This is a genomic window from Actinocatenispora thailandica, from assembly GCF_016865425.1.
GTDB lineage: Bacteria > Actinomycetota > Actinomycetes > Mycobacteriales > Micromonosporaceae > Actinocatenispora > Actinocatenispora thailandica.
Map to the genome: position 1 here is coordinate 4,405,752 of NZ_AP023355.1, position 21,809 is coordinate 4,427,560.

Annotated in this window: 19 protein-coding genes, 1 tRNA gene and 2 pseudogenes; 10 read left to right on the forward strand and 12 right to left on the reverse strand. The window is 72.1% G+C overall.

Features of this window, described 5'->3' with window-relative positions; genetic code table 11:
• Positions 1-51: 51 nt before the first annotated feature.
• The 3 genes from Athai_RS19600 to Athai_RS19610 all read left to right on the forward strand — a co-directional run bounded on the left by Athai_RS19600 (position 52) and on the right by Athai_RS19610 (position 2,447).
• Complete coding sequence (locus Athai_RS19600) at positions 52-333, forward strand: acyl carrier protein (protein ID WP_239157040.1); 282 nt, start codon at positions 52-54, stop codon at positions 331-333.
• A 196-nt stretch (positions 334-529) separates the two neighbouring features.
• Positions 530-1,711 carry an AMP-binding protein gene (locus Athai_RS19605; RefSeq protein WP_203962844.1) on the forward strand — a complete coding sequence of 394 codons (1,182 nt, stop codon included), beginning with the start codon at positions 530-532 and terminating at the stop codon, positions 1,709-1,711.
• Positions 1,704-2,447 carry an SDR family NAD(P)-dependent oxidoreductase gene (locus Athai_RS19610; RefSeq protein WP_203962845.1) on the forward strand — a complete coding sequence of 248 codons (744 nt, stop codon included), beginning with the start codon at positions 1,704-1,706 and terminating at the stop codon, positions 2,445-2,447. The genes Athai_RS19605 and Athai_RS19610 overlap by 8 nt, the downstream gene beginning before the upstream one ends.
• Positions 2,448-2,536: 89 nt before the next feature.
• Here Athai_RS19610 and Athai_RS19615 read toward each other — a convergent pair.
• Positions 2,537-4,222: pseudogene (locus Athai_RS19615) on the reverse strand (DUF5107 domain-containing protein); the annotation flags it as partial.
• Between the two features lie 535 nt (positions 4,223-4,757).
• Here Athai_RS19615 and Athai_RS19620 point away from each other — a divergent pair.
• On the forward strand, positions 4,758-6,389 hold the full coding sequence (locus Athai_RS19620; protein WP_239157041.1) for an RNA polymerase sigma factor: 1,632 nt from the start codon (positions 4,758-4,760) through the stop codon (positions 6,387-6,389).
• Between the two features lie 98 nt (positions 6,390-6,487).
• Here the strand turns inward: Athai_RS19620 and Athai_RS19625 are convergent, their stop codons facing one another.
• Positions 6,488-6,874, reverse strand: coding sequence for a nuclear transport factor 2 family protein (locus Athai_RS19625; protein WP_203962848.1), 387 nt, complete (start codon positions 6,872-6,874; stop codon positions 6,488-6,490).
• Between the two features lie 87 nt (positions 6,875-6,961).
• On the opposite strand from Athai_RS19625, the gene Athai_RS19630 reads away from it, so the two are divergent.
• Positions 6,962-7,627: a TetR/AcrR family transcriptional regulator gene (locus tag Athai_RS19630; protein ID WP_203962849.1), complete on the forward strand. Its 666-nt coding sequence runs from the start codon at positions 6,962-6,964 to the stop codon at positions 7,625-7,627.
• Between the two features lie 34 nt (positions 7,628-7,661).
• Positions 7,662-8,660 carry an aldo/keto reductase gene (locus Athai_RS19635; RefSeq protein WP_203962850.1) on the forward strand — a complete coding sequence of 333 codons (999 nt, stop codon included), beginning with the start codon at positions 7,662-7,664 and terminating at the stop codon, positions 8,658-8,660.
• A 75-nt stretch (positions 8,661-8,735) separates the two neighbouring features.
• On the opposite strand, the gene Athai_RS19640 is transcribed toward Athai_RS19635, so the two are convergent.
• From Athai_RS19640 to Athai_RS19655, 4 genes are all read right to left on the reverse strand, one after another.
• Positions 8,736-8,921, reverse strand: a complete 186-nt coding sequence (locus Athai_RS19640; protein WP_203962851.1) for a hypothetical protein — start codon at positions 8,919-8,921, stop codon at positions 8,736-8,738.
• 89 nt (positions 8,922-9,010) lie between these two features.
• Positions 9,011-9,445: a hypothetical protein gene (locus Athai_RS19645; protein WP_203962852.1), complete on the reverse strand. Its 435-nt coding sequence runs from the start codon at positions 9,443-9,445 to the stop codon at positions 9,011-9,013.
• Positions 9,446-9,988: 543 nt separating this feature from the next.
• Positions 9,989-10,891 (reverse strand): aminoglycoside phosphotransferase family protein, encoded by a 903-nt coding sequence (locus Athai_RS19650; protein ID WP_239157439.1) that lies wholly within the window; start codon positions 10,889-10,891, stop codon positions 9,989-9,991.
• An 873-nt stretch (positions 10,892-11,764) separates the two neighbouring features.
• A complete protein-coding gene (locus Athai_RS19655; protein WP_203962854.1) occupies positions 11,765-12,298 on the reverse strand; it encodes a GNAT family N-acetyltransferase in 534 nt (177 codons plus the stop codon).
• A gap of 108 nt (positions 12,299-12,406) precedes the next feature.
• Here Athai_RS19655 and Athai_RS19660 point away from each other — a divergent pair, with 108 nt between their 5' ends.
• A complete protein-coding gene (locus Athai_RS19660) occupies positions 12,407-12,763 on the forward strand; it encodes a tyrosine-type recombinase/integrase (protein ID WP_275422649.1) in 357 nt (118 codons plus the stop codon).
• Positions 12,764-12,824: 61 nt separating this feature from the next.
• Here Athai_RS19660 and Athai_RS19665 read toward each other — a convergent pair.
• Positions 12,825-12,897, reverse strand: a tRNA-Asn gene (locus tag Athai_RS19665).
• A gap of 343 nt (positions 12,898-13,240) precedes the next feature.
• On the opposite strand from Athai_RS19665, the gene Athai_RS19670 reads away from it, so the two are divergent.
• Positions 13,241-13,567 carry a hypothetical protein gene (locus Athai_RS19670; protein ID WP_203962856.1) on the forward strand — a complete coding sequence of 109 codons (327 nt, stop codon included), beginning with the start codon at positions 13,241-13,243 and terminating at the stop codon, positions 13,565-13,567.
• Between the two features lie 161 nt (positions 13,568-13,728).
• Here the strand turns inward: Athai_RS19670 and Athai_RS19675 are convergent, their stop codons facing one another.
• Positions 13,729-14,673 (reverse strand): SDR family oxidoreductase, encoded by a 945-nt coding sequence (locus Athai_RS19675; RefSeq protein WP_203962857.1) that lies wholly within the window; start codon positions 14,671-14,673, stop codon positions 13,729-13,731.
• 112 nt (positions 14,674-14,785) lie between these two features.
• Here Athai_RS19675 and Athai_RS19680 point away from each other — a divergent pair, with 112 nt between their 5' ends.
• Entirely contained in the window at positions 14,786-15,379 is a 594-nt protein-coding gene (locus Athai_RS19680) for a TetR/AcrR family transcriptional regulator (protein ID WP_203962858.1), read from the forward strand.
• Positions 15,380-15,388: 9 nt separating this feature from the next.
• On the opposite strand, the gene Athai_RS19685 is transcribed toward Athai_RS19680, so the two are convergent.
• From Athai_RS19685 to Athai_RS19695, 3 genes are read right to left on the reverse strand one after another with little or no spacing between them, the layout of a single operon-like run.
• Complete coding sequence (locus Athai_RS19685; protein WP_203962859.1) at positions 15,389-16,177, reverse strand: ABC transporter permease; 789 nt, start codon at positions 16,175-16,177, stop codon at positions 15,389-15,391.
• Complete coding sequence (locus Athai_RS19690) at positions 16,177-16,962, reverse strand: ABC transporter permease (protein WP_203962860.1); 786 nt, start codon at positions 16,960-16,962, stop codon at positions 16,177-16,179. Before Athai_RS19690 ends, Athai_RS19685 begins: the two co-directional genes overlap by 1 nt.
• The gene (locus Athai_RS19695; RefSeq protein ID WP_203962861.1) at positions 16,962-17,909 is read right to left on the reverse strand and encodes an ABC transporter ATP-binding protein; all 948 of its coding nucleotides are present in this window, start codon (positions 17,907-17,909) and stop codon (positions 16,962-16,964) included. Before Athai_RS19695 ends, Athai_RS19690 begins: the two co-directional genes overlap by 1 nt.
• A 296-nt stretch (positions 17,910-18,205) precedes the next feature.
• Between Athai_RS19695 and Athai_RS19700 the strand changes: the two genes are divergently transcribed.
• On the forward strand, positions 18,206-19,231 hold the full coding sequence (locus Athai_RS19700; protein ID WP_203962862.1) for an Acg family FMN-binding oxidoreductase: 1,026 nt from the start codon (positions 18,206-18,208) through the stop codon (positions 19,229-19,231).
• 606 nt (positions 19,232-19,837) lie between these two features.
• Here the strand turns inward: Athai_RS19700 and dnaG are convergent.
• Positions 19,838-21,735 (reverse strand): annotated as a pseudogene (dnaG, locus tag Athai_RS19705) (DNA primase); the annotation flags it as partial.
• Positions 21,736-21,809 lie beyond the last annotated feature (74 nt).

A 21,809-nucleotide genomic window follows, 5' to 3' on the forward strand; every position in this document is an offset into this window, starting at 1 on the left:
TTCCAGGCCGCCACGCACCCTATCCCCACATGAACACGAGGTTGTGCAGAAATGAATTCTGACGGATCCGCCGCACCGATTTCCGCGCTCAACCGGGATCAGATCCGGGAACTGCTCACGCAGGTACTCGCCGCGCAGGGAAAGGATCTTCCGGCGGGCGAGTCCGCGGAGCTGGCCGCGATCGGGTTCCGGTCGCTGGACTTCTCCGAGCTGGCGCTGCGGGTCGAGGACGAGATCGGTCGCGAGCTCAACTTCGACGCGCCTGGCCTGCGCACCATCCGTACCGTGGGCGACGTGCTCGACTTCCTGACCGAGCTGCAGGACCCGGCATGAGCCCGGACGCCAGGGCCGGGCGAGGCGCCCGCCGCGGCGCCGAGCGGGCCGGGGGCCGGAGTGGCCGGGCCGCGCGTCCCGGCGCCGACCCGATCGCATTCGACGTCGCCGCTTGCGAGGTGGCCCGGGCCGCGCGTCCCGGCGCCGACCCGGCGACCGCCGGAGGCGCGGGCGCGACCGCCGGGAGGGGCCTCGGATGATCGCGGCGGACAACCGGCTGGTGCTCGGCGACGTCGTCACGAGCTGGGCGGATCTGGCCGATGCGGCGAGCCTGCCGGACCCGGTCGCGGTGTGCACCGACGATGCGACGACCGCATTCGCCGCGGTGCGCCATCACGTCGACCACGACACCGAGTTGCTGGTCGCGTCGCGGTCGCGGGTCGACGAGGCGCTGCGGGTCGAACTGATCGAGGCCGGCTTCGCCCTGCCGGAGGACGGCGTGCCGGCGCACCGGGCCGCCGATCCGGGCCGGTTGTGGCTGCTCACCAGCGGCAGCACCGGTCGCCCCAAACAGGTCGCGCACACCCTCGCCGGGCTCACCACGGTGCGCGCGCCACAGCCACCGCGGGTGTGGCTCTGCCCGTACTCGCCGGGCACCTACGCGTGGTGGCAGCTGGTGACCCTGTCGCTGGCGGTGCCGGGTCAGGATCTGGTGGTTCCGTCCACTGTGGACGACTGGGTGTCCGCCGCGGTGACGCACCGGGTGACCGCGGTGTCCGGCACGCCGACGTTCTGGCGGCAGGCACTGTACCGGCACGGCGACGAGCTGGCCGGCCTCGCCCTGGCGCAGCTCACGCTCGGCGGCGAACCGGTGGACCAGCCGATCCTGGACGCGCTGCGGCACGCCTTCCCGGCCGCCCGGATCAGCTGGATCTACGCCTCCAGCGAGGTCGGCGCCGCGGTCGTGGTGCACGACGGCCGGGCCGGCTTCCCCGCCTCCTGGCTGGATCGCGACACCGGCGACCGGCCCAGGCTGTCCGTGGCGGACGGGGAACTGCTGGTCGGCTCACCGCACCGCGGCCTGGGGCAGCCGGAGCTGGTCCGCACCGGTGACCGGGCCGAGCTGTCCGGCGACCGGGTGCTGCTGCCCGGCCGGGTGGGCCGCGACGAGATCAACGTCGGCGGTACGAAGGTGTCCGCCGGCACCGTCCGCGAGGTGCTGCTGGGTCATCCCGCGGTGCGCTGGGCCCGGGTGACCGGCCGCCGCGCCCCGCTGGTCGGCCAGGTGGTCAGCGCCGAGATCGTCACCGATGGTTCGGTGGACACCGTTGCGCTGCAACGGTTCGCCGGCGAACGGCTGGCCGAGACGGCGGTACCCCGGCACATCCGCATCCTGTCCGAGATCCCGGTGAAGGAAACGTTGAAGAGCGATGTCTGAACCGTTCGTACCGCCCGCGTCGGTGGTCCTGGTGTCCGGCGGCTCGCGCGGCCTCGGTCTGTCCATTGTGGAGGATCTGGTCGGCAGCGGGCTGCGGGTAGCCACGTTCGCCCGCAGCATCACCCCGGAGCTGGCCAAGCTCGCCGACGCCGAACCCGACCGGGTGCTCGCCGGTGCCGTCGACATCACCGACCGGGCCGCGACGACCGAGTTCGTCCGTACCGCGGAGTCCTCGCTCGGCCCGATCGACGCGCTGGTCAACAACGCCGCGATCGGCCAGGATTCGCTGCACGTGCACACCTCGCCGGACCGGCTCGCCCACCTGATCGAGGTCAACCTCACCGCGCCGCTGCTGCTGACCCGGCTGGTGCTGCGCCGGATGCTCGCCGGTGGCCGGCGCGGCCGGGTCGTCAACGTCACCTCGATCTGCGCCCGGCGCGGCTTCCCCGGCCTCGTCGCTTACTCGGCGACCAAGGGCGGGATGGAGGCGGCGACCCGCTCGCTCGCCCGCGAGCTGCGCGACCGCGCGCTGATCAACTGCGTGGCACCCGGCTTCTTCGCCTCCGAGATGTCCTCGGTGCTCGGCACCGACCAGCTCGACCAGATCGTCCGCCGCACCCCGACCGGCCACCTCACCGAGCCGGCCGAGGTGCTCCCGGTGGTCCGGATGCTGCTGCTCGCCGACACCAACATCCACGGCCAGACCATCACCATCGACGGCGCCGCCGGTACCTGACCCCGGGCCCGCCCCGCCGGTACCGCCATAGGGTGGGCCCAGGTCTCCGATCGCGTCGGCCGCGGCGGTGCGTCGCCGGCCGGGGCGGGTCAGTGCATCCGGAAGTCGTACTCGGGCGGGATCGGGCGGTCCGGGAACGCGGCGGTCCACAGCGCGTCGAGCGACGTCTCGCCCTCCCGCAGGTCGGCGACCTCGAGCCCGTCGGACAGGATCGTGCGAGCCCGATCGGGCTGCCCGGCGGCGAGCGCGGCCCGGACCGTCAGCAGCCGGATCCGGCCGTGCTCGCGCACCTCGGCCGGCGCCCCGTCGAGCAGCGCCAGGCATCCGGTGGCCCGGTCCGCGGCGAGCAGCGCCTCGCCGGCCTCGGCGGCGAGCTGCCGGCACCATCGCGCCGACCGGTACGCCCGTTCCAGCAGGTCGGCGGCCGCCTCGACCCGGCCGTCGGCGGTCGCCAGCAGGCCCTGCCCGCGCACCGCCCACGCCGACTCCGCGGCGGCCAGCGACGCCGCGTACTCGCGCGCCGCGGTGTCGGCGTCGCCGCGCTGGTGCGCCAGCACCCCCCGGTGGTACGCGGCGAGCCAGCCGGTGTCCGCGCCGAGCCGGGCCGCCCAGTCCGGCTCGCTGCCGGCGCCGCCGACGTACGAGGCGGGCGGCGTCGCCGGGTCCGCCGGGGGCAGCGCGCCGTCGGCCAGCAGGGCCAGCCACGGCTGCTGTTCCGGCCCGAGGGTGTCCTCGTCGAACGGGGTACCGGTCTCGTCGCACCAGCCGGCCCCGCGGCGGTGCCGCTCGAGCGCGCCCCAGCCGGAGCCGGCGCAGACCCGCTCGGCCGGCGGCGCGTCGGCCAGCCGTACCGCCTCGGCGAGCTCGGCGTCCAGCTGCGCCGCCGGGACCGCGGCGGCCAGCTGACCGTCCACATGCGACACCGCAGCGGTCCAGTCACCGTGTGCGACCTCGCGGTCGACAGTGACCGGCCCGTAGGTCTCCAGCCAGCTCCAGGACGCGCCGGCCGGCATCGGCAGGTGCTCGTACTGGGTGGCGGCGAGGCCGGCCTGAATCTCGGCATACCCGTCGTTTCCGGGCGACAGCCAGTCGGCCCAGTGCCGGCCGCCGGTGGAGGTGCCCCAGACGAACAACTTGCGGCCGGTCAGCCGGGCGGTGGAGGTCTGCGCCAGCCCGCCGCCCTGATCGTCGACCGCGATGATCCACGGCCGCGACACGCCGGAGGTGTCGAAGAAGTAGTCGGCCGCGTGCTCGTTGCGCAGCGGGTACGAGGTGTCCACCCCGTCCTGGACCGGTACCGGCCGCGCCCGGATCGTCCCGTCGTAGCTGGTGCAGAACGCCCGGTCGGCGGGAGCGAGCACCCGCACGTCCTCGGGTACCGCGGTGTTGGACCACCAGTACATGAAGGTCGGCTCGGGAGCAGTGGCACGAATCCGGACATGCACCCGCAACGCGTCGGCGCCGGCCGGCAGCCACGCGTCGACCTGGAACACCGCGCCGCGCAGCCGCTCGTACTCCCACATCCGCAGCATCGGCACCCCGCCCGGCCCGGTCAGCAGCGCCGCGTGCAGCGGCGAGCAGGTCGTCGGGCTGTGCCCACGGGTGCCGATGTTCCACTCCACCCCGCCGGCGAACCAGGCGTTGCGCAGCGCAAGGTTCGCCGGCTGCCACACCGGGTTGCGGTAGAGCAACTCGCGACCGTCGCGCAGGTCGACCAGCGACCAGAGCCGGCCGCCGAGCTCCGGGACGAACGTGGCACGCAGCACGTCGTTGTCGAGTACGACGGTGGAGAGTTCCCCGGCTGCCGCAACCGAGAGTAACCGTCCTGGGTCAGGTACGGCAGCAGGGTGCGCGGCGCGCCGTGCTCGGCGTTGCGCACCACCGCGGCCGGCAACTCCTCAGTGGACAGTCGGTACGGCGCCGCCGGCGGCCCGGCGACCGGCGGCAGCGGGTTCATCGGCCCGATATCGGCCTTCGGCAGCGAGAGTGACTCGATTCGTACTCGGCTCACCCGGATGAGCCTACGAGCCGGTGCGAGCGGGCCGGCGGGCGGCGGTGACGTGCACACTGAGTGTCGGCAAGATGGCGGCGATCTTGCGTGGGGCCGACTCAGCTCCACCCACCGTTCGGGGAGATCGTCGAGACCGATCGGACCCGGTACCGATGCGTCGACGGGCCGCCCGGCTGTTACCTCGTTATACTTCACGCCGGTCCCCGCGGTGGCTCGCCGCGAAGCCAGTGGCCCTGCTGGAGAGCCCGACCGGCCGAGTCCGACCGGGCGGTGTTCTCGTCTTCTCTGGAAGGTCGTTTGTGTCCGAAGCCGCTTCCTCCGCCGGTTCCGACGTTCGCGCCGTCACCGACTCGCTCGTCGCGCAGGCCGATTCGTCCGGCCATCTCACCTCCGCCGACGTGGCCCGGGTGCTGGCCGCCGCCGAGGTGACCCCGGCCCAGGGTCGCAAGATCCTCAAGGCACTCGCCCAGGCCGGCGTGACCGTGGTGGTGGACGGCTCCGCCGGCACCGCCAAGCGCCGCCGTGCCACGCCCACCCGCCCGGCCACCACCGGCAAGGCCGCGTCCTCGACGCGCCCCGCAGTGACCCGGTCGACCCCGGCCGCCACCCAGCCGTCCCCGGCCACGGTGACCGAGCCGGTCGGCGCTGCCGCCTCCGCCGAGGAGGCGAGCGACGTCGAGCCGGCCGGCGCGGGCGCGCCGGAGGCGGCCAAGAAGGCCCCGGCGAAGCGGGCGAAGAAGGCCGCCGCGAAGAAGCCGGCCGCGAAGGCGGCGAAGCCCGCCGACGAACCGGCCACCGACGAGGCTCCGGACGAGGTCGACCTCGCCGCCGAGGAGCCGCCGGCGCCGGCGAAGAAGACCGCTCGGGCCAAGACCGCCAAGAAGACTGCCGCGAAGAAGACCGCGCGCGGCAAGAAGGGCGACGGTGACGGCGAGCAGTCCGACGACTTCGACTGGGACGACGAGGACTCCGAGGCGCTGCGGCAGGCCCGCAAGGACGCCGAGCTGACCACCTCCGCCGACTCGGTCCGGGCGTACCTGAAGCAGATCGGTCGGGTGCCGCTGCTCAACGCCGAGCAGGAGGTCGACCTCGCCAAGCGGATCGAGGCCGGGCTGTACGCGGCGGAGCTGCTCCGGCAGAAGGAGGAGTCCGGCGAGGAGGTCACGATCGAGCTGCGGCGCGAGCTGAAGCAGATCGAGCGGGACGGCATCCGCGCCAAGGACCACCTGTTGGAGGCGAACCTGCGGCTGGTGGTGTCGATCGCCAAGCGCTACACCGGCCGCGGGATGGCCTTCCTGGACCTGATTCAGGACGGCAACCTCGGCCTGGTGCGCGCGGTGGAGAAGTTCGACTACACCAAGGGCTTCAAGTTCTCGACCTACGCGACCTGGTGGATCCGGCAGGCGATCACCCGGGCGATGGCCGACCAGGCGCGCACGATCCGCATCCCGGTGCACATGGTCGAGGTGATCAACAAGCTGGGTCGCCTGCAGCGCGAGCTGCTCCAGTCGATGGGCCGCGAGCCCACCCCGGAGGAGCTGGCCAAGGAAATGGACATCACCCCAGAAAAGGTGATGGAGATCCAGCAGTACGCGCGGGAGCCGATCTCGCTCGACCAGACCATCGGCGACGAGGGCGACAGCCAGCTCGGTGACTTCATCGAGGACTCCGAGGCGGTGTCGGCGGTCGAGGCGGTGTCGTTCTCGCTGTTCCAGAACGAGCTGCAGCAGGTGCTCGGCACCCTGTCGGAGCGGGAGGCCGGCGTGGTCCGGCTGCGGTTCGGACTGACCGACGGCCAGCCGCGCACCCTGGACGAGATCGGCCAGGCGTTCGGCGTGACCCGGGAACGGATCCGCCAGATCGAGTCCAAGACGATGTCCAAGCTGCGCCATCCGTCCCGCTCGCAGCTGCTGCGCGACTACCTCGAATAGGTCGCACCCGACACGCGAGGGTGGCGCCCGGCCGGCCGGTCGGGCGCCATCGTCGTCTCCGGCGGGGCCCGTCGGGCTCGCTGGCAGCGCCGGACTCGTCAGTCGGCGAGCGCGCGGGTGAGCAGGTGCGCGCTGCGCATCCGGCCATCGGCGGTGAACCGGCCGAAGAAGCACACGTCGATGGCCAGGTCACGGCCGCGCTGCCGGGCGTGCAGCGTGTACCGCGCGGCAAGCAGGTCGCCGTCGGCGACCGCGTCGTGCACCTCGATCCGGATGCTCGGCCGGTTCTTACGCACCGGGCGGGTGTGCGCGATCAGCTTGTCCCGGTCGATCACGTTGCCGTCGGCGACCTGCACGACGTCCGCGGTGTGGTACCGATCGACGATCAGTGCCGGGTCGGTGTCGTCGCGCAGCAGATCGGCGGTGAACGAGGTGAAGAAGTCGGCGATGAACCGCGCCGGCTCGGTGTCGGTCAACGAACGCATGGCGTACCGCCCAGTCTCACGATCCGGTATTATCTCTTACATGTTGTAAGATATATTCCCGGGTTCAATTTTGACAAGGTGTAAGAGATGAACGCACCTGTGCCCCGCCCCGCCACCGACCCGGTGCCACCGGGACGCCGGCGCGACACGCCCGCGCCGGCCGATGTGCGCGGAGCCGACACGACCCGGCGCCGCGCCGACGCCCGCAAGAGCCGCGCCGCGATCCTCGCCGCCGCGGCAGAGGTGCTCGACGCCACCCCGGACGCCGGCCTGGCCGCGGTCGCCCGCGCCGCCGGCGTCACCCGACAGACGATCTACGCCCACTTCGCCTCCCGGGAACGGCTGCTCGCCGCCGTCGTCGAGCAGCTCACCGAGCAGGCCGCCGCCGCGATGGACGCCGTCGACCTCGACTCCGGTACCGCCGGCGATGCGCTGCTGCGGCTGCTCGCCGCCGGCCAGCAGACCACCGGCCGCTACCCGGCGCTGCTCCAGCAGATCGCCGCCGAGCCGGTCGGCGCGGAGGCCGACCGGCAACGGCACGCGCCGGTCGCGGACCGGATCGAACGGGTGATCCGCCGCGGCCAGCGCACCGGCGAGTTCGACGATCGGCTGCCGGCCGGCTGGCTCGCCAGTGCCGTCATCGCGCTCGCCCACGCCGCCGCCGAGCACCGGCCCGGCATCGGCGCCGACGGGCTGCGCCGCACCCTCCTGAACACCCTGACTCCGCACCCGGACCCCGTCGAACGGGGTTGATCTGGAGCGCGGTCCAGGCCGTAGCGTCCGGCACATGGACCTTCGCTTCCTCGGCCGCACCGGGCTCCAGGTCAGTGAGCTGTGCCTGGGCACGATGATGTTCGGCGACCGCGCCGACGAGCAGACCAGCCACCGCATCCTCGACGAGTACACCGCCGCCGGCGGCACCTTCGTCGACACCGCCGACGTGTACGCCTCGGGCCGCGCCGAACAGATCCTGGGCCGCTGGCTCGCCGGCCGGGACCGCGACGACCTGGTCATCGCGACCAAGGTGTACGGCGAGAAAGCGCCCGGCGAGCCGGTGCGGGGCGCCGGCCGCAAACACGTGCTGCACGCGGTCGAGGACAGCCTGCGCCGGCTGCGCACCGACTACCTCGACCTGTACCAGATCCACGTGTACGACGACGCCACCCCGATCGAGGAGACGCTGTCGACGCTCGACACGCTGGTCCGGGACGGCAAGGTGCGGTTCGTCGGGGCATCCAACTACACCGGCTGGCAGTTCCAGAAGTCGATCGGCCTCGCCCGGCAGCACGGCTGGGAACCCTTCACCTGCCTGCAGCCCACCTACAACCTGCTGACCCGCGAGGCCGAGTGGGAGCTGATCCCGGTCTGCGAGCAGGAGGGCGCCGGCCTGGTCGCCTGGAGCCCACTGGCCGGTGGCTGGCTGTCCGGCAAGTACCAGCGGGGCATGCGCCAGCCGCCCGCCGGTACCCGCGCCGACTCCGACGGCAGCTGGCCGCGCCGCGACACCGACACCACCTGGCAGGTGATCGACGCGGTACGAGCGGTGGCCGCCGAGGTCGACCGCACACCGGCCCAGGTCGCGCTGCGCTGGCTGCTGCAACGCCCCGGGGTCACCGCACCGATCGTCGGAGTACGCACGGTCGAGCAGCTGCGGGACAACCTCGGCGCCGCCGGCTGGTCGCTCGACCCGTCGCACCTCGACCGGCTCACCGAGGCCAGCGAGCGCCCCCACCCCTACCCGTACGACCTGCAGCAGCTCCCCCAGTTCCGCCGCCGCCCCCGGTAGCGGCGGCCGAGCCCGCCACGGCCGGCGGCGGGCCGGTTCGCCGGTTCGCCGGTTCGATCCGAGCCGGCTGCTGGTTCAGCGGAAGACGGCGGACCGGCCCGCGGCGAGATCGGTGAGGGCGTCCCGATGCTGCTGGCTGAACAGCCGCGGCGCCTCGCCGACCGGGAAGTACCGCACCGCCGTTGCTGGTGTAGCGGATGACGTGGCGCGGGTGGCGGTCGGCGCGTCCGGATCGTCCAGGTAGTCGATGCGTTCCGGCATCCCGCCCTCGCTTCGTTCCGGTCGTGAACGTGCGGCGGCACGCGACCGCACCCAGCAGGGCGGGTGCGGTCGCGTGCCGCCAGCGGCTGTCAGCTGAGGTTGGTCGTCGCGGTGAGCGTCACCTGCTCGGTGAACCGCACCGGGTTCGCCGACGCGCTCCCGGCGAACTGGCTGCGGTACGAGCTGAGCAGTTGTGTCACCAGGTTCTCCATGTCGGCGGCGGTGAACGCCTGGAAGGTGCCCTGGCCGTTCGTGACCTCGACCCGGAAGTCCACCGTGACGGTGGCGTACTCGTCGTTCTCCGGCGGACCCGACAGGTCCACCGTCGCGGTGTAGGACTTGCCGTACGCGTCCTCGGTCGGGTCGATGTTGCCCACGATGGCGCTCCCCTCGGTACTGGTGGACTGGCGGTGCTTGACCTTGTCGACATCCTGGGCGTTCGCGGTGGACGTGGTGGCCAGCGCGGTCAGTGGCACGGCGACCGCGCCCGCCGCCACGCCGCTGATGAGCCTTCGTCGTTGCATCCGGCAACTCCCCTGCTCGATCGGGTGACGGCCGAGAGTCACACAGCGAAGCAAGCAAGGTGAGATTTAGTGACTTATCCGCCTTCTTCTAGAACCCGCGGGCCATCACGGCGAGAGCGCCGAGTCCAGCCGACGCAGAGTCCAGCCGACGTAGCGCCAACGCCGAGCGCGGTAACGGGAGGTGGCGGACGATCGAAGCGATCTCGCCGAGCGGAGAAACTCCGGAACGGAAGCTCCCGCGATTGGACTCGAACCAATAACCTGCCCGCTTCCGTCGGGTCGATCTCGGTGTTGCTCGTTGCTGCCCTCTGCCTGGCCTTGCCTACGAGGTTAGCCAGCCATCGAACCTCCTGGTTGCCCTCGGTTCCTCTCACTTCCCATCCACAAGCATGGGTTGGCTCTGACACGAGGGACGTGCGAGTGGACGCCGCCGGTAGGCGCCGGCCATAACGCCTCACCGACTGGCGGACACAAGAAGCCGTGGGGCTGCGATACGAAACCAGGCATGTTCCGGAGAAGCGGAGACAGTCGGTGTCGGTCACGTCAGCACTTGCGCTGGTAGTCGGCGATGGTCTCGGCAATGGCACGATGACCGGCTGCCGCCAGCACCGGATTGGTGACTCGGTAGACGCGTACGGCCCCGAGCCCGGCGCTCAATGCCCAACCGCGCCCCCGCACCCAGGTCGCGTCGTCAGCGCCGGATTCCGCGCGGAACAGGTCACGGCTTCCGGTGGTCAGTAAGGTCCAGGCCGGCAGCATGTCGCAGGCCGGATCACCCAACCCCAGTAGCCCAAAGTCGATGACACCGGTCAATAGGCCGTTCGTCGCGAGCAGGTTCGAAGGGAACAGGTCACCGTGAATCCACAGTGGCGAGCGACGCCATGCCGGTGCCGCCAGTGCGGCCTTCCACACACCGATCGCCGGCTCTGCGTCGATGACGCCGGAAGCGGCGAGGTAGCCAATGGTGGATCGGACCGACCCGTCGTCTCGGGGATCGACTGGCGTTGCCCGAGCCGACGACGGTCCGCCGGTGGTATCGATTGCCTGAAGTGCGGTAAGGAACTGCCCGAGCCCGACGGCCGCCTCTTCCAAGTTGGAACCGGAGTCATGCGCAAGGTCCATGCCGGCCAGCCACCGATAGACCGACCATGGGTAGGGATATTCGTCGTCAGGCATGCCTGCGGCCAAGGGCACAGGTATCGCCAGTGGCAGAAGCGGAGCAAGCTCTGGCAACCACCGCTGCTCCTTTATCACCATCTCGGCGGCTCTGGGTAGACGAGGCAGGCGTACCGCCATGTCGTCGCCAAGGCGGTACATCGCATTGTCGGTGCCATCAGACGCGACCTTGACGATGGGCAGGTGCGCCCATTGCGGAAATTGTTTCTCGATCAATCCAGCGACCAGCGCCCGGTCGATATCGATCTCGTCCGGATGTGTCTTCGGCATCGACACGAGAGCCTTTCGGGTCCTTCGTTGTGGCAGAGAGTGATCTAGGTATCTCCGACGTGTGCCGTGGCTGCCGCCGTGACTGGCCAGTTTCCGTTATATGACTACCACGTTGAGGCCGCCATCCCGTCGCCGTCGTCCCACCCTCCGGGGAGCAGACCGCCGCCGGGGCCGCCACCTGCCGACGGCCTGGACGTGCCCGCCCACGCTGGCGGCCCGGCGGCGGTCTGCTCGGCTGTGCCTGGGGCGGCGGTGACGGGATGGCGGCCGGTAACCACCCAGCAACCCAGCGGCCGGGCGGCGGTCCCGGCCATCCCGGAGCCTGAGCGCCCCCGCCGGAGGCGCAGTACCCGCAACCGTCCGGTGAACCGCCGCCCGGCCGACCCACCCCGGCGGGCCCTGCCATCCGGCGCCGGCAGTGACCGGCGCGGCCGGCAGCCACGATTCGTTCGATGAGGCCGTCGCTCTCGGTGTGGACTTGCCGAGGGTGGCGGCCCTGTTGGTGTGCGCGCCTGCCGCGGGCCTGAAGCGTTCCGGCCGCGGGCGCCAGCAGAGCGGCCGGAACGCGGCCCGAACGGCGGCGCGCGCGGCCCGTCAGGGCCGCCTTGAGCCCGTACAGAAAGTTCTCACCGGATCTGGGGTTCGGTGCCGCTCACTCAGCGCTTCATGGCTCTGTAGCGCTTGAGCAGGGCTGTAACCTTCTCGTAACTGGCACCATGGTTGAGTTCTACGAGCAAGTCGTCTGGGCACAGCTCGTACAGGTCGCCCCACCAACGGCGTCGCTTGTTGTCCCAGATTCGGTACCCGCCCGGTACCCCTCTGGCCACGTAACGCCTCGCGCTCATCGCGTTCCCACTCGTCGATTGACGCCACTCACGGGGCCACATAGCAGTAGGCGGGGACCTGTTGGTTGTCGCCGAACTCGTGGACGGTGGTACCGAGGCGGATGCAACCCATGCGCTCGTAGAGCCGGATCGCGGTCTGATCCTTGGTCATCACGTCGAACACGATCCTGCGTCCGTGCTGCTGCCCGTAGCCGAACACCGCGACCGCCAGGTCCCGCCCAAGAGCGTTCCCTCGTCCCTTCAGGGCCACGAACAGTCGGGCTGCGACCGCGATGTGGTCAAGCGGTGTGCCGTCCTTCTCGACCGGCATCCGTACCGCTGCCTCGTCTCTCGGTTCGGAGGCGGCCGCGTGGCCCACGACCTCGCCGTTGACCTCTGCAACCCATGCCTCTAGCAGACCGTCTGGAAACAGCCACTTCTCCGCCTGGCTCACTCCCTCGACGGGGTACCCATCTACTGCGTAGACGTCTTTGAGCGCCTGTACGCAGGCTGGGATGTCGTCCGCGGTCCGAACACGGACCTTGGCGGAACCGTTGCGGTTGGGCGATTCTGGCGTCGTCACAGTCAGTCCTCGATCGGTATGTTGTAGTCAGCGCATTGCTGTCGGCACGCATGACGAACTCGGTGACCTCGAACGGGCACGAAATCGCGGGCCGGTAAGCGCAGCCTGCTGCTTCCCTCCTGGGCGTTGGCCACGTTGAAGGAACGGGCCGAGGACGGATACGAACCGGACGACCCGCTGTTTCCGAACAACCGGGGAACCGGGTTCCGCGATCCATCGAACGTGTTGAACGCGTTCCGGGCGGCTCGCGGGACCGGGGACCTGTCGTGGGTGACCAGCCACACATTCCGCAAGACGATGGCGACGTTCCTGGACGACGCCGGATTCACGCCGCGGATGATGGCCGATCAGCTCGGGCACGAGCGGCCGTCGATGACCCAGGACGTCTACCTCGCCCGCAACACCGTCAACCCGCGGATCGCGGCGGCCCTGGAAGACGGGTACGCGACCCAGATCGAAAAGTGAGGGTAAAGCATGGTCTTGATCTTGGGCAGTGCCGCCGTCAAGCCTCTGACCTGGAAAGAAGCTCCCGCGATTGGACTCGAACCAATAACCTGCCGGTTAACAGCCGGCTGCTCTGCCAATTGAGCTACGCGGGATCGTGTGCGCCGTGGTGTGGCGTACCGACGCGGACAAGGGTACATGAGCGGATCCGGGGGTAGTACATGGGCCGGGGGTGGTACCCGCGGGCGGTTCGCGTCTCGTCGGTCACGCACGGGAGGCAGGATGGTACGCAGGAGCGCGAAGCGCCGGATACGAGGTCATAGAGGGGTTGGCAGAAGGGCGTCGGATGGCTGTCGAGACTCCGGGCGGGGCTGCCGAGGCGGAGGTGCGAGCGCCGGGCGATGGTGCGCGCTCGCACCGACGACGCGGCAGCCTCGCCTCGGGCCCGGCGGGCGCCGACGAGCCCTTGCTGCCAGGCCTCTCAGAGAGGAGTCGACGATGCGTGCCAAGTGGGCTTTCCTGGCCGGGCTGGGCGTCGGGTACGTGCTCGGCAGCCGAGCCGGCCGAGCGCGGTACGAGCAGATCACCGCGGCGGCCCGGCGGGTGAAGGAGAACCCGACGGTGCAGGAGGCGGCCGGGCTGGTGCAGGCGCAGGCCGGGCGGCTCGCCTCGACCGGCAAGGACGTCATCTCCGAACGGCTGGCGGACAGCCGGATCGGGCACACCCGGGTGGCGGAGCGGCTGTTCGGCACGGTGCCGTACACGCCGGAGCACGGGCCGGCCGAGCACCACCGGCAGCGCCGCAACGGCGTCAGCCACGGCTGAGCCGGCACGCCGCCAGCCACGGCCGGCACGGCGCCAGCCACGGCCGAGCCGGCACGGCACGGCACGGCACGGCTGACGCCGGGGATGTGGCGACGGCACCGCAACTGCGTCGGACGCCTCCGGGCCGTACGCCACACGTGCGGCCCGGAGGTGTCGCCGGTTCAGCGGCCGGCGGTGCGGTCCGGGCGGGCCTGGAAGTAGTGCCCCTCGTCGAGGTCGGCGAGCAGGTCGGGCCGGGTGGGCTTCCAGTCCAGCAGGTCGCGGGTCAGCTCGGCGGTGGCCGGGGCGTCCAGGCCGACCATGCCGGCGAGCCAACCGAAGTGGTCGGCGGCGTCCGCGGCGGGGATCTCGGCCACGGCGAGGTTCAGGTGCCGGCCGATGACCTCGGCGATCTCGCGGATCGGTACGCCCTCGTCGCCGACCGCGTGCAGTACCGAGCCGGCCGGCGCGTGGTCGACGGCGAGCCGGAACAGGTGCGCGGCGTCCAGCCGGTGCACGGCGGGCCAGCGGTTCGCCCCGGTGCCGAGGTAGCCCGAGACGCCCTTGTCGCGGGCGGTGCCGACCAGGTTCGCCACGAACCCCCGGTCCCCGTCGCCGTGCACGGTCGGGGGCAGCCGCAGGACCGAGGACCGGACGCCGCGGTCGGCGAACGAGAGCGCCAGCTGGGCGGTGGCCAGCCGGGAGCCCGGCCCGTCGGCGTCGGCCGCCGGGTCGGCGGCGACGCCGTCCCGTTCGGTGGCGACCCGGCCGGGCGCCAGGCCGGCCAGTCCGGAGGCGAGGACGAACGGCCGGTCGGTACCGGCGAGGGCGTCCCCGAAGATCTCGACGGCGCGCCGGTCGGCCGCGGTCGCGCCGGCGAAGTCGCCGGCGAACGCGATGTCGTGCTTGTACGCCAGGTGCACCACACCGTCCGATTCGGCCGCCGCGGCGCGCAGCACGTCGAGGTCGTCGAGGGTGCCCCGCCGTACCTCTGCGCCGGCGGCGACGAGGGCCGCGGCGGAGGCGTCCGAACGGGCCAGCCCGACGACCTGATGCCCGGCGTCCAGGAGTTCGGGGACGACAGCGGAACCGATCCAACCGGAAGCCCCGGTGACGAATACGCGCATGAGAAGTACCTCCATGTCGGAGGCCGGTGAGCGACGAGCCCGCCAGCCATGTCAGTCACTGTCATCAGGTTAGCAGCTGATGACAGCCGCTGCCATCACTATGATCGGAACCATGAGTCGTTGGGAGCCGAACGCCCGTGGCCGGCTGGAGCAGGCGGCGCTCGCGCTCTACGGCGAGCGCGGGTACGAAAAGGTCACCGTGGCCGAGATCGCCGCGCGTGCCGGGCTGACCGAGCGGACCTTCTTCCGGCACTACGCCGACAAGCGCGAGGTGCTGTTCGATGGATCGAACCGCCTGCAGCAGACGCTGCTCGATGCGGTCGCCGGGGCACCGCCCGGCCAGCCCCCGATCGAACTGGTGGGTACCGCCATCGCCGCACTCGGTGCGCTGTTCGACGCGGGTGAGCGACGCGAGCTGGCCCGGCAGCGGCAGGCGGTCATCGACCGGAACCCGGAGCTGCAGGAACGCGAGCTGGTCAAGCTCGCCCGGCTCGGTGCCGCCCTCACCGATGCGCTGCACGAGCACGGCATCCCGGTGCCGGCGGCGAGCCTCGCCGCCCAGATCGGCATGGCGGTGTTCCGGGTGACGTTCGTGCGCTGGCTCGACGGTGCTGCTCGGCGCAGCTTCGCCGAACTGGCCGGCGCCGCGTTCGACGAACTCCGGGAGATGACGAGCCGCAGCACGCCACCCACCGCCCGGACGTGACCTCCCGCGTCAGGGCTGCAGGAGGCGGCCCAGCCGACGAGCGGCGACCCAGAGCCCGACGACGCAGCAGCCGACCAGGTATCCGGCGTGGCCGAGCATGGCCAGGTCGAGCCGGCCGAGCGACAGGCCGCGGGTGATCGCGACCCCGTGGTACAGCGGGGTCAGCTCGACCAGCGGCCGGGCCCACGCCGGGTACGCATCGAGCGGCGTGAAGGTGCCGGCGAACATGAACATCACCATCATGATGATCATCACGTAGTCGAAGTCCTGCCAGCTGCGCAGGAACGTGGTCAGCGCCATCCCCAACGCGGCGAAGGCGAACCCGATCAGGATCGCCGCCGGCCAGGCGAGGATCGCCCACCCGGACGGGGTGAGCCCGAGCAACGCCATCAGCCCGAGGAACACCCCGGAGTAGAGCCCGGAGCGGGCCAGGCACCAGCCGATCTCGCCGAGCGCCAGCTCCAGCGGCGTGACCGGGGTGGCGAGCACCGCGTCGTACAGCCGCATGTACTTGAGCTTGCCGAACACGTTGAACGTGGTCTCGGTCAGCGCCGCGTTCATCGCCTGCACGGCGAGCATCGCCGGGGCGAGGAAGACGGGATAGGCGACCGTACCGCCGGCGAACGGCACCCGGCCGACCAGCGCACCGAGCCCGATCCCCAGCGACAGCAGGTAGAGCAGCGGTTCGAAGAAGCCGGACGCGAGCACCACCCAGCCGCGCCGGTGCACCAAGACGTTGCGCTCGACGACGGCGCCGGCCCGACGCGGCGAGACCCGCAGCAGCAGCGTGGTCAGCATCAGACCACCAGCCTGCGGCGGAACGCGCGGTGCGCGAGCACCAGGCCGACCGCCGACCAGACCGCGAGGTAGCCGAGATGCCCGAGCACCGGCCACGGCCGTGCGGTGCCGAGGGTCAGCGACCGGCACACCTCGACACCGTGCCACAGCGGCGAGAGCCAGGCGAGGATCCGGACCCCGGCGGGCAGCTGGGCGACCGGGAAGAACACGCCGGAGAACAGCTGCACCGGAATCACGACGAACCGGGTGAGCACCGCGAAGCTGGAGTCGGTGTGCTGCGTCGCGGTGAACGCGAACGTCGGCGCCGCGCAGGCCAGCGCGAGCAGCATCGCGGTCGGCAGCACGCCCACCGCCCAACCCGAGTGCACCGTCCCGAAGGCGGTCATCACCAGCAGGAACACCGTCACCGCGACCAGCGCGCGGAACACCACGAAGGCCAGCTGGCCGAGCACGATGTCGACGATGCGCAGCGGCGTGTTCAGCATCCCCTCGTAGGTGCGGTCCCAGGCGAACTGGGAGTAGACCCGGTACATCGACTCGTCGATGGCGATGCTGAGACCGGTCGCGGCGAGCACACCGGGCGCGAGGAAACTCAGGTAGTCGACGCCGAGGTGGTGGCCCCGGTCGACGTAGCCGCCCACCCCGAGGCCGATGCCGGCCAGGTAGATCAGCGGCAGCAGGAAGCTGGAGAACGCGGTGCCCCACCAGGTCCGGCGGTAGCCGATCAGGTGGTAGGCGAACACGTGCAGGGCACCGCGGCCCGGCGCGACGATGGCGGTCGTCATCAGTCCACCAGGGTCCGGCCGGTCAGGTGCAGGAAGACGTCCTCCAGGGTGCTGCGGCGGACCAGCACGGAGGTCGGCTCGATGCTGCGGGCGGCCACCGCGGCGGTCGTCGCGTCGCCGTCGTCGGTGTAGAGCAGCAGCCGGTCGGGCAGCGCCTCGATCCGGTCGGCGAGCCCGTCGAGCGCCTTGACCAGCTCGGCGCCGGCCGGCCCGGCCAGGTCGTCCAGGCCGAACCGCAGCTCCACCACCTCGCGGCTGGAGTAGCGCGCGATCAGCTGGGACGGGGAGCCCTCGGCGACGATGCGGCCGGCGTCCATCACCACCAGCCGATCGCACAGCTGCTCGGCCTCGTCCATGTAGTGCGTGGTCAGCACCAGGGTGACGCCGCGCTGCTTCAACCGGTAGAGCCGCTCCCAGACCAGGTGGCGGGCCTGCGGGTCGAGGCCGGTGGTCGGCTCGTCCAGCAGCACCAGGTCGGGCTCGTTGACCAGGGCGCGGGCGATCGTGAGCCGGCGCTTCATGCCACCGGACAGCGGCTCGACCTTGCTGTCGGCCCGGTCGGCCAGCTGCACGAACTCCAGCAGCTCGGCCGCCCGGTCGCGGGCCACCTGGCGCGAGATGCCGAAGTAGCGCGCGTACACCGTGAGGTTCTCGGCCAGCGACAGCTCGACGTCGAGCGAGTCCTGCTGCGGGACGACGCCGAGCCGGGACCGGATCGCGGGGCCGTGCGTGGCCGCGTCCAGCCCGAGGATGCGCAGGCTGCCGGCGGACGGCGGCGACACGCACCCGATCATGCGCATGGTGGAGCTCTTGCCCGCTCCGTTCGGGCCGAGGAAACCGAACGCCTCGCCGCGCCGCACGCCCACGTCGATGCCGGCCACCGCGGTGAACGAGCCGAACCGCTTCACCAGACCGGTTGCCGAGATCATCAGGTCAGGGGTGGACATGCCCGGACCCTATCGCCCACCCCCGACACAATCCGACACCTTTCGCCGCCGCCGGCCGCCGACCGGTACCGGTCGGCCCCGTGCCGGAGGCGGGCGCCGGAGCCGGGCGCCGGAGCCGGGCGCCGGAGCCGGGCGCCGGAGGCGGGTGCCCGAGGCGGGTGCCGGAGGCGGGTGCCCGAGCCGGGCGCCGTGGGGCCGGCGCCCGGCCGGCCGCAGCGACCGCGGGGACCGCGAGCCGCGCCGACCGGCTGGCGCGAACCGCCACGCGGGGCGGGGCGGTTGGGTAGCTTGGCCGCATGGCCGGTCAGGCACGCGACCCGCAGTCGATCCTGCGTGAGGCGGCGGCGATCGCCTCGCTCGCCCCGTCCATCCACAACACGCAGCCGTGGCAGTGGCTGGTGCACGAGCGCGACACCGAGCTGTACGCCGACCGCACCCGGCAGCTGACCGCCACCGACCCGGACGGGCGGTCGCTGACGCTGTCCTGCGGCGTCGCGTTGCAGCACGCCCAGGTCGCGCTGCGCGCCGCCGGGTACCTACCGGACGTGCTGCGGCTGCCCGACCCGGACGACGAGGACCTGCTGGCCCGCATCACGCTGGGCGGTGCGACGGGGGCGAGCGCCGAGGACACCCGGGACTACCAGTCGATGCTGATCCGGCACATGGACCGGCGGCCGTTCGCCGACCGCGCGCCGAGCGACGAGGCGTTGCAGGAGCTGGCCGCGGCGGCCGACGCCGGCGGCGCGCATCTGCACCTGGTGCGGCCCGATCAGGTGACCACGGTCACGATGGCGGTCAGCCAGGCCGCCGAGGTCGAGCAGTCGGAGCCGGCATACCGGCGCGAACTGCACGACTGGACGCACCGCGGGGTCGACAGCGGCGAGGGGCTGCCCGCCGGCGTGCTGCCGGAACCGGCCGCGCGGCGCGTACCGATCCGCGAGTTCGACCCGGACCGGGACACCGGCCTGCCCGACGAACCGGAGCTCGCCGACCGGTACGCGAGGTATGCGGTGCTGTTCGGCGACCGGGACGATCCGGCGCACTGGCTGCGCGGCGGCGAGGCGCTCGGCGCGGTACTGCTGAGCGTCGTACGCCTCGACCTCGCCGTGTCGCCCTACTCCGACCCGATCGAGGTACTGGCCACCCGCCAGCTGATCGCCCGCGAGGTGCTGTCCGGGCTGGGCGCGCCCTATCTGGTGTTGCGGCTGGGGTCGCCAGCCCGGAGCAGCCGCCGCGGGCCCGGACCGCCCGGCGCCCGGTCACCGAGACCGTCGTCCCGGTCCCCCGGGACTGAGCCGCTCAGTCCCGGCCCCCGGGACTGAGCGGGCGGAGTCCGGGCGGGTCGTCGGCGCGCCGGTCAGCCGGTCTCGGCGGCGTTGCGGGCCTGGGCCAGGTAACCGGCGACCACGTCGTGATCCGGTCCGATCACCGCGGTGCCCTCGTCGTACCGCAGCGCCCAGTGCAGCCCGTCGCGGCCGGGGATGCGCCGGGCCACCACCCGGACGCCGCCGTTCGGCAGCTCGTGGTGGGTGGAGAACGCGACGCTCTTCGTCACCCGGACCCGGATCTGGTACGGCAGCTCGCCCGGGTCGTCGATCCGGTAGACCAGCGGCTCGTCGTCGGCGAACACGTCGGCCGGCGCGTCCGGCGCCTCGCCCGCGGACCGGACCAGCCGCGCCGGGATCACCGTCAGCTGCCGGCCGGACCAGGTGGCCTTGTGGATCTCGTGCCAGCCGAGCCGGTCGTGGTGTCCCGGCAGCCACAGCCCGCGGTCGGTGGCCACCAGGTAGCCGTCGCCGGCAGTTCCGCCGGCCGAATGCCCGCCGGCGACCGGCGCCCAGGCGACCAGGCGTTCGGCGGCCTCGAACGGCCGCTTCGCCTCGGCCGGCAGGCGGCTTCGCCGGATCCGCGCGAAAAGTCCCATCACAACCCCCGGTGGCCTGCTCGCGCAACGCCTGCGCGTGCTGCTCCAGCGACGCCACCTCACCGAACAGCGACAGGTACTCGTCCTTGTGCTGCACCGGATTGGTGCGCTGCAGCTTCGACTTGACCGCCTTGATCCGCTCCTCGATGACCGGCAGCTGCAGCGAGGCGAGCGTGATCGACACGTACCGCGGGTCGGGGTCGCCGTCGTAGCGCAGCGGCTCGACCGCCAGCTCGGTGACCAGCGCCTGGCCGGCCAGGTCGACGCAGCCCGAACGGACCTGCTCGATCCAGGTCGGTCCACCGCCGGCGCTCGCCGCTCCCCCGGCCGCCGCGATGGCCTCCCGGACCGCGGCGTGCACCGGGTGCCCGTACGGGGTGGCGTCGACGGCGTCGAACAGCGGCCCGGCGAGCTGCGGGTGCTGCACGGCGAGCTTCAGCGCCTCCCGCTCGACCAGGGCCCGCCGCGAGTTCGGCACCGCGCTCGGTGCCGCCGGGCGGCCCGGCCGGCCGCCGGCGTCGGGCCGCCGGCCACCGTGCCGCAACGCGTCCGCGACCGCGGCCCGGGCCTCCTCGGTGTCGACCCCGACGTGCCGGGCGAGGAACCCCACGTACCGGTCCCGCAGGTCGCGCTGCTTGATGTCGGCGACCATCCGGGCCCCGGCCCGCAGCGCACCGGCCTGACCCTCGGCGCTGTCCAGGTCGTAGCCCTGCACGGTGGTGCGCAGCGCGAAGTTGATCAGGCGTTCGCTGTCCGCGATCAGGTCGCGGACCGCCGCGTCGCCCTTCGCCAGCCGCAGCTCGCACGGGTCCATGTTGTCCCCGCCGATCGCGACCATGCTGCGGGCGGCGAACTTGTGGTCGTCCGAGAACGCCCGCAGCGCCGCCTTCTGACCCGCCGCGTCGCCGTCGAAGGTGAACACGATGGTGCCGGCGTCGGAGTCCAGCAGCAGCCGCCGCAGCACCGAGATGTGCCCGTCGCCGAACGCGGTACCGCAGGTGGCGACCGCGGTCGGTACGCCGGCGAGGTGGCAGGCCATCACGTCGGTGTAGCCCTCCACGATCACCGCCTTGTTCTGCTTGGCGATCTCCCGCTTGGCCTGGTCGATGCCGTACAGCACGTGCGACTTCTTGTAGATCGGCGTCTCCGGCGTGTTCAGGTACTTCGGGCCGTCGTCGTGGTCGAACAGCTTGCGCGCGCCGAACCCGACCACGTCGCCGGACAGGTCCTTGATCGGCCAGATCAGCCGGCCGCGAAACCGGTCGATCAGGTTGCCGGACCGGGCCTCCCGGATCAGCCCGGCGGTGATCAGGTCCTTCGCCTGGTACCCCTTGGCGCGCAGGTGCTTGCCCAGCGCGTCCCACGAGTCGGGGCGAAGCCGCAGCCGAACCGCAGCGCCGCGTCCCGGTCGAACCCGCGCTGCGCGAGAAACTCCCGCGCGGTCCGGGCGCCGGGCGAGCCGAGCTGCTCGGCGTAGAACGCGGCGGCGTCGGCGTGCGCGGCGACCAGCGTGCGACGGCTGCCGGTGTCCTCCCGGCGCCGGGGCCCACCGTCACCCGACTCCTCGTACCGCAGGGTGATGCCGACCATGCCGGCGAGCCGCTCGACCGACTCGGAGAAGGTGAGGTGATCGGTCTCCATCAGGAAACTGATCGCGTCGCCGCCCTTGCCGCAGCCGAAGCAGTAGAAGACCCCGCGCTGCGGGGTGACGTTGAAGCTCGGCGACTTCTCCTCGTGGAACGGGCACAGGCCCTTGAGGTTGCCGCCACCGGCCGGACGCAGCGTCACCTGACCGCCGATGACCTCGACGATCGACACCCGTTCCCGTACTGCGGCGATGTCCGCCGCCACGATCCGACCCGCCATCTGAGCCTGGCCACCTCCCACACGCGCCGCCTCCATCCTGCCGCGCCGCGGCGACACCCGCGTCGGCGCCCACCCCCGGCTCCCGGACCAGCTGCCCCGGGGGCGACCGA

What these genes read in the sequence shown, in the direction of transcription:
- Athai_RS19695 (WP_203962861.1), bottom strand. Translation starts at nt 17,909, where the DNA reads ATGTCCACCCCTGACCTGATGATCTCGGCAACCGGTCTGGTGAAGCGG.
- Athai_RS19685 (WP_203962859.1), bottom strand. Translation starts at nt 16,177, where the DNA reads ATGCTGACCACGCTGCTGCTGCGGGTCTCGCCGCGTCGGGCCGGCGCC.
- Athai_RS19690 (WP_203962860.1), bottom strand. Translation starts at nt 16,962, where the DNA reads ATGACGACCGCCATCGTCGCGCCGGGCCGCGGTGCCCTGCACGTGTTC.
- Athai_RS19680 (WP_203962858.1), top strand. Translation starts at nt 14,786, where the DNA reads ATGAGTCGTTGGGAGCCGAACGCCCGTGGCCGGCTGGAGCAGGCGGCG.
- Athai_RS19700 (WP_203962862.1), top strand. Translation starts at nt 18,206, where the DNA reads ATGGCCGGTCAGGCACGCGACCCGCAGTCGATCCTGCGTGAGGCGGCG.
- Athai_RS19640 (WP_203962851.1), bottom strand. Translation starts at nt 8,921, where the DNA reads ATGCCGGAACGCATCGACTACCTGGACGATCCGGACGCGCCGACCGCC.
- Athai_RS19675 (WP_203962857.1), bottom strand. Translation starts at nt 14,673, where the DNA reads ATGCGCGTATTCGTCACCGGGGCTTCCGGTTGGATCGGTTCCGCTGTC.
- Athai_RS19645 (WP_203962852.1), bottom strand. Translation starts at nt 9,445, where the DNA reads ATGCAACGACGAAGGCTCATCAGCGGCGTGGCGGCGGGCGCGGTCGCC.
- Athai_RS19670 (WP_203962856.1), top strand. Translation starts at nt 13,241, where the DNA reads ATGCGTGCCAAGTGGGCTTTCCTGGCCGGGCTGGGCGTCGGGTACGTG.
- Athai_RS19610 (WP_203962845.1), top strand. Translation starts at nt 1,704, where the DNA reads ATGTCTGAACCGTTCGTACCGCCCGCGTCGGTGGTCCTGGTGTCCGGC.
- Athai_RS19605 (WP_203962844.1), top strand. Translation starts at nt 530, where the DNA reads ATGATCGCGGCGGACAACCGGCTGGTGCTCGGCGACGTCGTCACGAGC.
- Athai_RS19630 (WP_203962849.1), top strand. Translation starts at nt 6,962, where the DNA reads ATGAACGCACCTGTGCCCCGCCCCGCCACCGACCCGGTGCCACCGGGA.
- Athai_RS19600 (WP_239157040.1), top strand. Translation starts at nt 52, where the DNA reads ATGAATTCTGACGGATCCGCCGCACCGATTTCCGCGCTCAACCGGGAT.
- Athai_RS19625 (WP_203962848.1), bottom strand. Translation starts at nt 6,874, where the DNA reads ATGCGTTCGTTGACCGACACCGAGCCGGCGCGGTTCATCGCCGACTTC.
- Athai_RS19650 (WP_239157439.1), bottom strand. Translation starts at nt 10,891, where the DNA reads ATGCCGAAGACACATCCGGACGAGATCGATATCGACCGGGCGCTGGTC.
- Athai_RS19635 (WP_203962850.1), top strand. Translation starts at nt 7,662, where the DNA reads ATGGACCTTCGCTTCCTCGGCCGCACCGGGCTCCAGGTCAGTGAGCTG.